Here is a 12402-nt window from a genome sequence, read left to right as displayed (position 1 = left end):
TCAACCAGTGATCGGCGCTTTATCCGATCTTTGAATCTGGTCCTTGCATGAAGAACTTCGTCGTCAACCTCAACCGTCAGCCGGAAAAATACGAAAGCTTCCTCAGACTGAATGCCGGGTCGAAGATCGCGTTCGAACGATTTGAGGCCTCCGACGGCGCATCGTTGTCATCGCAGGATGTGCTGGGGATGAACCTGGTCGTGCCCGGAGCACAGTTCACGCCTGGTGCCGTCGCCTGCGCGGCCTCACATCTGCGGATCTGGCAACAGACGGCTCAATCCGCAGTGCCGGCGCTCGTGTTCGAGGACGATGCGATCATCCGCAATGACATCACCGAGCGTCTAGACTTTCTCGAGCGTCTCAAGGGCTGGGATTACGTCGCACTCGGCTACAACACGGACTCCATTCTGGAGCTTGAGCTGACGCCCGGCTTCAAGTCCGGGATGGTGTTCACGCCCAAGCAGCCAAGCGACGAAAGCGCGGCCGTTTTTCGGAGATCAACCGCAGAGGTCACCGCGTTTCGGCTCGTCAATTGCTTCGGCACGGCAGGTTATGTGGTTTCGCCCAGGGGCGCGAAGAGACTTCTGGAGCTCTGCTTTCCCATGGAAAACCGGTTTCTTCGGGTTGCAGGGCTTGGTCGCACGATCCCGGTCGTGGGGGTCGATGGTATGATGAACTTCATCTACAATTCGATCGAGGCCTTCGCCTGCCTCGGTCCGCTTGTCATTCCCAAGAACAACAACGCTGTTTCGACAACCGTTCCGACCGGTGAAATTCCCCGCTGGTGAGTGCAGCCCGCGCCGCGAGGTGCGCCCGGTTCAGGGCACAAGCTCAGGCGGCGGCGAGCGGTCCAGCACGTCGCCCTTGGCGCCCTCAAGCAGATCGATTCCGTAAGTCTCGACCACGAGCGGGCCGCGCTTGCGCTGCAGCTCGGCGATACGCGTCACGTGCGTGAAAAGGTCATTCAGGAACGGATGGCCATCGGGGCGCAGTTCGTCGACATAGATCAGCTTGCCCGCGAGTAGCTTTGGATCCGGCTCGGGCATATTGACCCAGCGGATGCGCTGGTTCTGCTGCACCACGCAAGTGCCGTGCGGCAGATAGAAGGCGAGCCAGCCCGTGGTGCCGTAATCCGGCGTGAGCACGCAGGTCGCACCGCTGCGGACACGGGCCGCCTCGATACCGGCGGCGAGTTCGCGCCAGCCGACGCCGACACTGCGCACGGTCGCATCGCGGCGATAGCCGGACAGCAGCCCCGTATTGGCCTGCAGGATCAGTGCGGCAAACATCACGATGCCGGTGGGCGCGGCCCAACGCAGGCAAAAATCCACCAGGCGTCGCGCACCCGGTTTCCACTGCACGAGGTTGGCTGCGGCAGCGGCGGCAACGACGAAGGGTGGATAGACCGGCGCAAACCAGTTCGCCTCGACCCGGGCGTGCAGCGAATGCCAGACGAAATAGGCGACGATGGTCCAGAACATCGTTTCGATCAGCGCGCGCGAGGCGAGCGCGCCTGCCCTCCGCCAGGTCAGCGCATGCAGCCCCATCGCACCGAGGATGAAGACCAGCGGGGTCGCAAACGCAATCTGGGTCGGGATCAGCTCGGCAATGAACACCGGGCGAAAATCCTCGATCCTGGCGCGCCCGAGCTGCTTGACGAACGAGACCCATTGATGATCCGCATTCCAGAGGATCACCGGCGAGAACAGCGCGAGCGCAACGAGGCCGCCGAGATAGGGCCAGGGCGAGAGGAACCAGCGCCGCAGTTTCGGCACGGAAGCGAGCCAGATCAGGATCGCCGCGCCAAAGAACATCGCGGTGTATTTCGACAGCAGCGCCGCGCCGATTGCGACGCCGACCGCAAGCCACCAGGCACCGCGACCGGTCTCCAGCACTTTTGCGAGGAAGAACAGCACGAAGCTGGAGGCGACCAGCAGCGGCGCATCCGGCGTCACGATCAGCGTGCCGACCGAGGCCATCATCGTCACGTTGAGCAGGATCGCGCTGGTTGCCGCCACCCGGGCACCGCCGAACAGGATCGCGGCCGAACGATAGATCGCATAGCTCATCGGCAGCGCGAGCAGGATCGAGACCAGGCGGACGCCGAGCTCGGTGTCGCCGGCGATCATGGTGCCGGCGCGGATGACGTAAGCCACCATCGGCGGGTGGTCATAATAACCGCCCGCCAGATTCTTCGACCACATCCAGTAATAGGCTTCGTCGAAGGTGATCGGCGTGAAGGCGGCCGCGACCAGCCGCAATGCGACCAGCGCAAGGATCACCAGCACCGTATTGCGGACGATCCGCGCGTCAGCCCCGCCCATACAAGCTTCCTTGCAAGCCTTGACGCGCTATTTCTTGCGCCAGACGAACAGTCCGGACATCGCGTAATTCCACACCACGCCCATCAGCGCGCCGGCGAGGCCCGCCAGCCACCAGATCGGCTCCTGGTCGTAGACCGAGAAAGCGACGCCGACATTGGCGAGCAGGCCGACGCTGCACACGATGTAGAACATGATCAGGCCGCGCAGAATCGCAAAGCCCTTCAGCCGCTGGTCGCGATAGGTCAGGAAGTTGTTGAGGATGAAATTGGTGGTCATGGCGACGATGGCGCCGGCGGCCTGCGCCTCCGCGAACGGAACCTTGATCAGTTCGAGCGCGATGAACAGCGTGGTGAGATGCACCACGAGCCCGATGCCGCCCACCATCGCGAACAGGATGAAACGGAGCGAGACGATATCGTTGGTGAGTTTCGCCAGCACCAGGCCGAGGAAGTCGAGCGCGACCATGGAATCGAGCTTGCTCTCGCCATGCTGGCGGGCGCCGAACGTGTAGGGGATCTCGACCGCGCGCAAATTGCCCTGCGCGCTTGCGACGACATCGAGCAATATCTTGAAGCCGTGCACCGACAGTTTTGGCGCCAATTGCTCGAAACGGTCGCGGCGAACCATGAAGAAGCCGCTCATGGGATCGGCGATCCCGACCCGGAGCATCTTTTTCGCGACCTCGGTCGCCAACGCACTGGCGCCGGCGCGCTGCTTGTTGAAACCTTCGCTCTTGTAGCCCTCGATGTAGCGGCTGCCGACGACGAGGTCGGCCTGATCGCTTGCGAGCAGCAGCAGCATCCGCGGCAACTGCGTCTCGTCGTGCTGGAGGTCGGCGTCGATCACGGCGGCGTAAGGCGCGCTGGAGGCCAGGATGCCCTCGATGCAGGCGCCCGACAGGCCACGGCGGCCGATGCGGCGGATGCAACGCACCCGGCTGTCCTGCTGCGCCAGTGCCCGCACCACGTCCGAGGTGCCGTCGGGCGAATTGTCGTCGACGAACACGACCTCCCAGGCGACGTTAACGAGCGTCGCCTCCAGCCGCCGGTACAGCACCGTGACGTTGTCGCGCTCGTTGAAGGTCGGGACGATGACCGACAGTTCAGGCCCCTCTTGGGCCTGACCGTCGACGCCCGGTCTGATCGCTTCGTTCATGACGGCAGCGTATAACCGCCGCATCCAGCGATGCCAAGGTCTTGCGGTGCCAGGCCGGGGTTCTCTGGAGATGGCCCAAAGAGGCCCTAAAATGCCAACGACCCCGGAACGGCGGACCGCGCGTACATCCGGCGCGAGCCCAAGCAATTCCAAGGTCGTCCCAGCAACGGAGTTTTCGCTCAACGTCGCCGTTAGAAGCTAGATGGGGACGACAAACCGGCTTCGCAAGGGGCTGAAGCGCGCTTTTTCGGACCGCTACTGGTTTGGGACTTCCCGGATCACCGGGCCCCGCGGCGCCGGCGCTGCAGGTGCGGGCGCCATGGCGGAGGGGGCCGGCTCGACCTTGGCTGGCTTCGGCGGCTTGCCGTACTGCCCAATCGGCCCGAAGACGACGGCGACCGCAAGCACAATCGCCGCGACGATCACGCCACAGATGCCACCAACCGACTCAGACGACATGCCACCCCGTCCCCGTTCCAGATGCAGCCAGTCATACCACGGATGAATGCGCGGCCGGAAGGGCTTGCCGAAGGGGCGAATGGTGAATGGCGAGTAGCGAACAAGGCAAGGCCCGTCTTCCCTATTCCCTATTGACCATTCGTCACCTCCTTATTTCTGCGGCGGCCGGTGCTTGACGTAGGCGGTCACGATGTCCTTCTGGGCCGACTCGACCGCCCTGTTCGCGGTCGCGAGATGGGCGCCGGATTCGATGTTCGGATATTGCGAGGTGAGATAGTCGAGCAGCGCCACCCGGTAATATTGCCGCTCCGACGGACAGGCCCCCGCAACCGACCGGCCGAAATCCTGTTCCGACAGTCCCTGATTACTGTCGCGCGAATATTCCCGCGCCAGGCAATGCCAATAATCGTCGCGGCCTTGCATGGCGAGCTTCTGCGCGCCCTTCGCATCGTCATCGTCAGCCGAAGCCGTAGCTGTCATGGCAGCAGATGTCATCATGACGAGCGCCGCTCCCAGCATCAGCATCCGCATCTTGTTCTCCTTTTTGCGCAGATTTCGTCGTGAGCTTAGACGGGACGCCGCAACTGGCCAATCACTTCTGGTTTGACTAGGATGCAGACCTCCCCTTCCCGTCGATGCGAGATCCCCCGTGGCCAAAGCAAAAACCGTGACCAAAAAATCCGGCAACATCTTCATCGGCATCGGCGGCTGGACGTTCGAGCCCTGGCGCGGCGTGTTCTATCCGGAGAAGCTGACGCAGGCGAAGGAGCTGTCCTACGCGGCCTCGAAGCTGACCTCGATCGAGATCAACGGCACCTATTACGGCTCGCAGAAGCCGGAGAGCTTTCGCAAATGGGCAGCCGAGGTGCCGGATGGTTTTGTGTTCTCGGTGAAGGGGCCCCGCTTTGCCACCAATCGCCGCGTGCTCGCCGAGGCCGGCGATTCCATCAAGCGGTTCTATGATTCCGGGGTGCTGGAACTCGGCGATCATCTCGGTCCGGTACTGTGGCAGTTCGCGCCCACCAAGAAATTCGACGGCGCTGATTTCGGCAAGTTTCTCGAGCTGTTGCCGCGCAAGCTCGAGGGCCGCGCGCTCCGCCATGTCGTGGAGGTGCGCCACGACAGCTTCTGCACGCCGGACTTTATCGCGCTGATCCGCGAATTCGAGACGCCGGTGGTATTCGCCGAGCACGGCAAATATCCTGCCATCGCCGACGTCGCCGGCGATTTCGTCTATGCCCGGCTGCAGAAGGGCAATGACGAGATCAAGACCTGCTATCCGCCGAAGCAATTAGACGCCTGGGCCGAACGCTTCCAGGCCTGGGCAGCGGGTGGTGAACCCGACGATCTGCCGAAAGTCGACAAGGCGAAGCCGAACAAGGAACCGCGCGACGTGTTCGCCTATGTCATTCACGAGGGCAAGGTGCGCGCGCCGCACGGCGCCATGGAACTGATCGCGCGGGTGAGCTGAGGATCATTCATGGCGAGGGCGAAAAAGCTCTTCACGATCGGCTATGAGCAGACGCCGCCCAAGGCTGTGCTGGACGAGCTGGAGCAGGCCGGCGTCAAGCTCGTGGTCGACGTGCGCGCGGTGACGTCGTCGCGTCGGCCGGGCTTTCCAAGAAGCAGCTTGCCGCAGGCCTCGACGAACGCGGCATCGCCTATGTCCACCTCGCAGCGCTGGGCACGCCCAAAGAGGGCCGCCTCGCCGCGCGCAGCGGCCAATACGATGCCCTGGAGAAGATCTACTCAAAGCACTTGAAGGCGCCTGAGGCCAGGGAAGCGATGGACGAGCTCTCGGCGCTGGTGAAGAAGGCCGGCCCCGTCTGCCTGCTCTGCTACGAGCGCGACCACACCCACTGCCACCGCCAGATGATCGCGGAGATCATCGAGGAGCGCGACGGGGTGGCGGTGAAGAATTTGGCGGGGTGCCAGGTGTAGCTGCGCTGTCATTCCGGGGCGCGCCTCTTGGCGCGAGCCCGGAATGACGACTTACCCCTACCCCGCCAGCCGAAACGTCCCCTCCATCATCTGCACGCATTGCCCGCCAACATGGGCGGAGACGATCTTGCCGTCCCGCTTGCGCACGCGGGTCTGGAGGATGCTGGGCCGGCCCATGTCAAAGCCCTGGCCGACCGTGAGCTTCAATTCACCGTCGCGCGTGGGATCGAGATCGGCGAACAGCGCGGCGGCCGCGACCGTGGCGCTGCCGGTGGCGGGGTCCTCGGCGAGACCGCCGGCGCCGCGCATGAACATGCGCGCCTGACGCTCGCTGGGCGCCTCCGATGCCGGCACATCGCGGGTGTAGAACCACACCGAGCGGGCCTCGTCGCGCGGCAAGACCCTGCCGAACGCGGCCGCGTCGGGCCTCGCTCGCTTGAGCGCATCGCGCGAATGCAGCTCCGCCACCAGGAACGGCGTTCCGACGCCGACGACTTGCGGCACATGGTGATCGGTCCTGATGTCATCGGCAGTCAAGGAGATGCAGGCTGCAACGTCGGCGGCGGAAACCTCCGCCAGTCGCGACAGCGGCTGCGGCGCGGTGAGCTCGGTGCTGACCACCCTTCCTTGCTCCCGCACGATATCAACCGGGACCAACCCGGCTATCTCCTCGAACAGCAATCGCGGCTTCGGATCTTTCGCGAGGCTCGCCAGCACGAAGGAGGTGCCGACATTCGGATGGCCGGCGAACGGCATCTCCCTTACTGGCGTGAAGATCCGCACCTCGGCGTCGTTGGCCTTGTCGCGCGGCGGCAGCACAAAGGTCGTCTCGGAATAGTTGAACTCGGTCGCAATCGCCTGCATCTGCTGCGTTGTGAGTCCGCCGGCGTCGAGCACCACGGCAAGCTGGTTGCCGCCGAAGGCGCGGTCGGTGAACACGTCGACGGTGATGTAGCGGCGCTGCATGCAAAATCCTCACGCAAATGGCGGCCGCAACCGGCCACCTCGCGCAGCACTCTACAAGCCCTCAACATCGCCCGTCATGCCCCAAAATTCGGAGCAATCGGAGCAATCACGCTCGCGTGTCAGAAGCGGAAAAGAGGTCGCCGCGATGCCAGAACTTGCGCGCGCTCGCGCTTGTCGACGATCAGCGTGTCGAGGAATTGCCGGTTTTTCGCGTAAGCCTGTGTCGGCCTCGAACTGAGGCGAATGCCGACGATGCCGGAGCGGGCTCCTCGCGAAGCGGCGCGAGGCCGGGTTGCGGACTTCGCCGCCCGGCCTCGCCCGTGTCGATCGTCAGTTCGTGGTCTTGGGCATGCAGGGCGGCTCCTTGTAGGGCGCCGTGGCATAGGCGCCCTCCGCGGGAGCCCTGACGCAATCCGCCGTTGCGTGCGTTGAAGCACGCCGCGCGAGCGCGACATCGCGGGCGGCGGCAGCCTGGGTTTGATAGACGGAAGCGGCGATCAGGGCGGCTGAGACGAAGGTCAGTCGAGTCATGGATTTCCTCCGCGTGACAAGCGGACATCGACGTGTCTTCGACGTCCTGAATGCAAGAGCGGAATGCCGCGTCAGATATTTCAACCGCACCTTCAAAGAAACGCGAGCAGCGCCCCTCACCCCAGTTGAAACACCGCGACCGGCTGCTCGTAACCGCGCACCATGACCTCGCCGAGCGCGACCGCATCCCCGCCATCGTCGCCCAGCGCCTCGCGCACCGACGCGGAGATCAGGAGCTGCGAGCCGAACTCCTTGTTGAGCGCCTCCAGCCGCGAGGCGAAGTTCACGGTGTCGCCGATCACGGTGTATTCCTTGCGCCGGGGCGAGCCGATGTTGCCGGCAACGACGTCTCCGAAATGGATGCCGATGCCGATACGCAGCTGCCAGCTCGTCTGCGCATTGATGCGGTCCATTGCAGTCAGCATCTCGCGGCCTGCGGCGACCGATCGATGCACGGCATCGGCCGCCTCCAGCGGCGCGCCGAACAGCGCGAGAAAGCCGTCGCCGAGAAACTTGTTCACGATGCCGCCGTGGCGGTCGAGAACATCGACCAGCACCGCAAAGGCGCCGTCGAGCCTATCGACGACCTCCTGCGGCGTGCGCGACTGCGCGCCGGCGGTAAAGCCGCGGAAATCGACGAACATCACGGCGACACGGCGAAGATCGCCCGCAGCGCTCGTCCCCTCCGCCATCAGCCGCTCGACCACCTGCGGCGAGACGTGCTGGCCGAACAGATTGGTCACCCGGTCGCGCGCGGTGGCCGCCGCGATGCTCGCGGCGAATTGCCGCCGCAACTGCGCGCCGACGGAGCCCGCCAACACGCCGCAGACCAGGATCACCAGGCTGCGCACGACGTGGAAATAGATCAGCGGTTCGCCGGCGTCGCTGATCGAATTGTAGTACAGCGCGACGGCCAGCAGCCCGGCTGCGGCGACAAATCCCGTGAAGGTGGACAGCCAGAAGTCGAGCCGCAGCGTCGAAAGAATGACGAAGATGAAATAGACCAAGGGCAACACGAAACCGAGCGCCTGGCTTGCACCCATGCTGCGGATCTGGAGGATCAGGATGAGGGTCGGCAGCGACGTTTCGATTGTTGCGCCGATATAGCGCCTGATTACCGGGAGGTCGCGATCGAGCTTGAGGTTTCGCCTGATCTGGCCGTGGACCCAGACCTCGAACAGCAGGAAGCCCACCAGGAGGACGTATTCGCGGAATATGCCCTCGGTCCCGCGCCAGATCCGGTTCACGATGGCAGGGTCGATGACGAAGGTCGCCGTGAGCAAGACCATCATGACCAAGCCGGTGGCGATCAGCGCCTTCACCCGCAACAGCTCGGTGCGCAGCACCTCGCGCGTCAGCTCGCGCTCGAACTCCTCCGACAAGACGGCTTTCCGCCGGGCTTTCCCACTGACCAAGCTGACCATTCCACCCCCTCGATTCCGGGGCAGTCTGCCTCAATCCAGCGTGCGGCGGAAGCGCGTCACGGCGATGGTCATGGCAACCAGCATCAGGATGACGAGCGCAGCCGCGTCGAAGCGCAGATTTGGCATGGACGCGCCCTTCAGCATGATGGCGCGGACGATGCGGATGTAATGCGTCAGCGGCAGGCATTCGCCGATATATTGCGCCCAATTCGGCATGCCCGCGAACGGGAACATGAAACCGGACAGCAGGATGCTCGGCAGGAAGAACATCATCGACATCTGCATGGCCTGGAGCTGGTTCTGCACCAGCGTCGAGATCGTGTAGCCGATCGACAGATTGGTGGTGATGAACAGGGTCGAGAGCAGCGCCAGCAGGAACAGATTGCCGAGCACGGGCACGCCGAACAGGAACACGCCGATGCCGATGATCAGGAAGGCCTGGACGAAACCGACCAGCACGTAAGGGATGATCTTGCCGAACATCACCTCGACCGGCTTGATCGGCATCGACAACAGGCTCTCCATGGTGCCGCGCTCGACCTCGCGCGTCACCGAGAGCGCGGTGAAGATCAGCATGGTCATGGTGAGGATGGTGCCGACCAGGCCCGGCACGATGTTGAGGCTGGAGTTCGCAGCCGGATTGTAACGGGCATGCGCGCGGATCTCGAACGGCATTTCCGGGGGATTGCCGATATAGAGATCGTGCGCCAGCGCGGTCTGCACGACCATGCCGAGCGAACCGAGTGCGGCGCTCGCCGCCACCGGATCGGTGGCATCGGCCGCGACCAGCAGCGCCGGCTTGTCGCCGCGCCGCACCGCGCGCTCGAAACCGCGCGGGATCTCGACGCCGAACAGCACCTTGCCCGACTTCAGGAGATTGTCGAACTCCTCGACATCGTGCACCTCGTAGATGAAGCGGTAATAGGCCGTATTCTCCAGCGCCTTCAGGACCGAGCGGGCGAGATCGGAATCCTCCTGGAGCAGCACCGCGCTCGGCAGATTGTGCGGCGTGGTGTTGATGGCGTAGCCGAACAGCAGAAGCTGCATCACCGGCAGCATCACGATCATCGCAAACGAGACCCGGTCGCGCCTGAGCTGGATGAATTCCTTGATCAGCATCGCATAGGAGCGCTTCCAGAAGCCGAAACGTTCCCGGATTTCGTGCGCTGGCGCGAGACGATCGACGGCGCTCATTGGAACTATCCTTGAAAATTGTCTTTGGAACGACCCATCAACTCGATGAACACGTCTTCCAGCGACGGCGCCGATTTGTGCCAGTGCAGACCGCTGTTGTCGCGCCACGGTGCGATGCTGGCCTCGAGCGCGGCAACATCGCGACCAGAAACATGCAGCGACGTGCCGAATGGCGCCACCATGTCGATACCGGGCTTGCCGGTGAGCGCGGCCGTGAGGTCGTTCAAATCCGCGCCTGTGACGGTGTAGGTCGTCAGCGCCGATCCCGCGATCACCTCCTCCACGGTGCCGTGGGTCAGCAAATGGCCGTAGGCGATGTAGGCGATCTCGTGGCAGCGCTCGGCCTCGTCCATGTAATGGGTCGAGACCAGCACGGTGAGCCCTTCGGCGGCGAGCGCATGGATCTCGTTCCAGAAATCGCGCCGCGCCTTGGGATCGACGCCGGCCGTCGGCTCGTCCAGCAGCAGCAGTTTTGGACTGGGCAGCGTGCAGGCACCCAACGCCAGCCGCTGCTTCCAGCCGCCGGAGAGCTCGCCGGCAAGCTGCTCCTCGCGGCCCGACAGCCCGAGCCGCTTGATCATGTCGCGCGCCGCACCGCGCGGGTCGGTGAGGCCGTAGAGCCGCGCGACGAATTCGAGATTCTCGCGCACGGACAGGTCCTGATACAGGCTGAAGCGCTGGGTCATGTAGCCGACCTGGCGCTTGATCTTGTCCGCGTCTTTCAGGATGTCGAAGCCGAGGCAGGTGCCCTCGCCGCTGTCGGGCGTCAGCAGGCCACAGAGGATGCGGATGGTCGTGGTCTTGCCCGAACCGTTCGGGCCGAGAAAGCCGTAGATCGAGCCGCGCTTCACCTGCATCGAGAGATCGTGCACGACCTCGCGGCCGCCGAACGATTTGGTCAGGCCCTTGACGTCGATCGCGATGTCGTTGCCGGCGTTCATCGCTTGTCCGCCACCGGCGTTTTTGGGTTGAGATAGACGCTGATGGGCTGGCCGACGCGCAAGGCATCGGGCCGCGAGGGCCGGGCCTGGATGAGATAGACGAGCTTGTTGCGCTCATCGAGGCTGTAGATCACCGGCGGGGTATATTCGGCCGTGGTCGCGATGAAATAGATCTTTGCGGTGAGATCGGCAGCGCAATTGTCGCAAGTCACCCGCACCGTGTCGCCGATCGCGAGCTTCGGCAGCTCGGTTTCCGGCACGAAGAAGCGCAGCTTCATGTTGCCGGGCGGCATGATCGAGAGCACCGGCCGCTGCGCCGCCACCATCTCGCCCTCGCGGAAATAGATCTGCTGGATGGTGCCGGCGACCGGGGCAAAGCCTTTGCGCCGCGACAAGCGCGTCTCCGACGTCGCCACGCGCGCCTCGGCGACGCGCAAGGCAGAGACGGCCGAGTCGAGATTGGCCTGCGTACCCGAGCCGGTCTTGCTCAGCGAGGCCGCACGATCATAGGTCTGCTGCGCGTTCGCCAGCGTCGCCTTGTTCTGGTTGAGATCGGCAAGCTGGAGATCGTCGTCGACGGAATAGAGCGCATCGCCGATCTTGACCTCGTCGCCCTCGCGAACGCTGAGCTTGGTGACCCGGCCGGCCTCATCCGGGCTGACGAAAATCATGTCCGCCTCGACCCAGCCCTGAAAGCCGGGATCGCGCTGCTCCTTGCAGCCGGCAACACCGGTTGCGAGCAGGGTGACCAATGCAATTCCAAAATTCTTCGCGACGACCTCATGTCGTCCTCCGTTCGCCGAAAATCAGATCGAGATGGACGCGCAGCATGTCCTGCGTATCGAGCGGCGCGTGCCGCGCAAACAGGCTCTGCCAGATCACTGCGATCATCGCCGGCGCGACCAGGATCTGCGGATAGCGCGCGAGATCTTTCTGGCGAATCTCCCCGCGGGCCACGCCGAGCTCGATCAGCGCGCGCATGCCAGCCATCCCGCGCGAGACGACCTCGCGGTAGTAGAAGTCGGCCACCGACGGAAAGCGCGGCCCTTCGGCCACGATCAGGCGGACGAGATCGCCGCGCCGTGTACCGATCACCTCTTTGAGGAAGTTGCCGGCAAAGGTTTCGATCAGATCGCGCACCGAGCCCGTCGGCGGCGGCAACGCGTTGAGCCGCGCGACCACCGGCACGATCACGGTGCGCACGAGCTCCTCGAACATCGATTCCTTGTCTTTGAAGTGCAGGTAGATCGTGCCCTTCGCGACGCCTGCGCGCTTCGCAATGTCATCGAGCCGCGTCGCGGCAAAGCCGCGCGCAATGAACTCCTCCATCGCCGCCTCGACGATCGCCGCGCGCCGCTCCGCCGCGCGCGTGGCGCGGTTCGATGCCGTAGCAGCCGCTTCCCCGCCGCCGGCTCCGGGCTTGCGACTTGCTGCTTTAGTGGACCTGGTTTTCATTCTTTAATTATG

The 12402-nt window shown here is 64.0% G+C and carries 13 protein-coding genes and 1 pseudogene; 3 read left to right on the top strand and 11 right to left on the bottom strand.

Going from position 1 to position 12402, the window contains the following annotated elements; all coding sequences use genetic code 11:
• Positions 1 to 47 precede the first annotated feature (47 nt).
• Entirely contained in the window at positions 48 to 788 is a 741-nt protein-coding gene (locus ACTGJ9_RS20235; protein ID WP_456672565.1) for a glycosyltransferase family 25 protein, read from the top strand.
• Between the two features lie 30 nt (positions 789 to 818).
• Here ACTGJ9_RS20235 and ACTGJ9_RS20230 read toward each other — a convergent pair whose 3' ends face one another.
• The 4 genes from ACTGJ9_RS20230 to ACTGJ9_RS20215 form a co-directional block, all read right to left on the bottom strand.
• On the bottom strand, positions 819 to 2324 hold the full coding sequence (locus ACTGJ9_RS20230) for a glycosyltransferase family 39 protein (protein ID WP_456672564.1): 1506 nt from the start codon (positions 2322 to 2324) through the stop codon (positions 819 to 821).
• Between the two features lie 27 nt (positions 2325 to 2351).
• Positions 2352 to 3479 (bottom strand): glycosyltransferase, encoded by a 1128-nt coding sequence (locus ACTGJ9_RS20225; RefSeq protein WP_456672563.1) that lies wholly within the window; start codon positions 3477 to 3479, stop codon positions 2352 to 2354.
• A gap of 255 nt (positions 3480 to 3734) precedes the next feature.
• Positions 3735 to 3938: a hypothetical protein gene (locus ACTGJ9_RS20220; RefSeq protein ID WP_456672562.1), complete on the bottom strand. Its 204-nt coding sequence runs from the start codon at positions 3936 to 3938 to the stop codon at positions 3735 to 3737.
• A 150-nt stretch (positions 3939 to 4088) separates the two neighbouring features.
• Positions 4089 to 4469: a hypothetical protein gene (locus ACTGJ9_RS20215; RefSeq protein WP_456672561.1), complete on the bottom strand. Its 381-nt coding sequence runs from the start codon at positions 4467 to 4469 to the stop codon at positions 4089 to 4091.
• Between the two features lie 118 nt (positions 4470 to 4587).
• Here ACTGJ9_RS20215 and ACTGJ9_RS20210 point away from each other — a divergent pair, with 118 nt between their 5' ends.
• Positions 4588 to 5409: a DUF72 domain-containing protein gene (locus tag ACTGJ9_RS20210; protein WP_456672560.1), complete on the top strand. Its 822-nt coding sequence runs from the start codon at positions 4588 to 4590 to the stop codon at positions 5407 to 5409.
• Between the two features lie 9 nt (positions 5410 to 5418).
• Positions 5419 to 5879, top strand: a pseudogene (locus tag ACTGJ9_RS20205) (DUF488 domain-containing protein).
• A 57-nt stretch (positions 5880 to 5936) separates the two neighbouring features.
• On the opposite strand, the gene ACTGJ9_RS20200 reads toward ACTGJ9_RS20205, so the two are convergent.
• From ACTGJ9_RS20200 to ACTGJ9_RS20170, 7 genes are all read right to left on the bottom strand, one after another.
• Positions 5937 to 6845 (bottom strand): PhzF family phenazine biosynthesis protein, encoded by a 909-nt coding sequence (locus tag ACTGJ9_RS20200; RefSeq protein ID WP_456672559.1) that lies wholly within the window; start codon positions 6843 to 6845, stop codon positions 5937 to 5939.
• A gap of 330 nt (positions 6846 to 7175) precedes the next feature.
• On the bottom strand, positions 7176 to 7376 hold the full coding sequence (locus tag ACTGJ9_RS20195) for a hypothetical protein (RefSeq protein ID WP_456672558.1): 201 nt from the start codon (positions 7374 to 7376) through the stop codon (positions 7176 to 7178).
• A 116-nt stretch (positions 7377 to 7492) separates the two neighbouring features.
• A complete protein-coding gene (locus ACTGJ9_RS20190) occupies positions 7493 to 8800 on the bottom strand; it encodes an adenylate/guanylate cyclase domain-containing protein (RefSeq protein ID WP_456672557.1) in 1308 nt (435 codons plus the stop codon).
• Between the two features lie 30 nt (positions 8801 to 8830).
• A complete protein-coding gene (locus ACTGJ9_RS20185; RefSeq protein WP_456672556.1) occupies positions 8831 to 9994 on the bottom strand; it encodes an ABC transporter permease in 1164 nt (387 codons plus the stop codon).
• 5 nt (positions 9995 to 9999) lie between these two features.
• Positions 10000 to 10935: an ABC transporter ATP-binding protein gene (locus tag ACTGJ9_RS20180; protein WP_456672555.1), complete on the bottom strand. Its 936-nt coding sequence runs from the start codon at positions 10933 to 10935 to the stop codon at positions 10000 to 10002.
• Positions 10932 to 11693: an HlyD family secretion protein gene (locus tag ACTGJ9_RS20175; RefSeq protein WP_456678579.1), complete on the bottom strand. Its 762-nt coding sequence runs from the start codon at positions 11691 to 11693 to the stop codon at positions 10932 to 10934. Before ACTGJ9_RS20175 ends, ACTGJ9_RS20180 begins: the two co-directional genes overlap by 4 nt.
• A 22-nt stretch (positions 11694 to 11715) precedes the next feature.
• The gene (locus ACTGJ9_RS20170) at positions 11716 to 12390 is read right to left on the bottom strand and encodes a TetR/AcrR family transcriptional regulator (protein WP_456672554.1); all 675 of its coding nucleotides are present in this window, start codon (positions 12388 to 12390) and stop codon (positions 11716 to 11718) included.
• Between the last annotated feature and the right edge of the window lie 12 nt (positions 12391 to 12402).

The sequence above is a fragment of the Bradyrhizobium sp. RDM12 genome, assembly GCF_051917485.1.
GTDB lineage: Bacteria > Pseudomonadota > Alphaproteobacteria > Rhizobiales > Xanthobacteraceae > Bradyrhizobium.
Note: the sequence above shows the minus strand (reverse complement) of the source record. Positions and strands in the feature narration are given on the sequence as shown.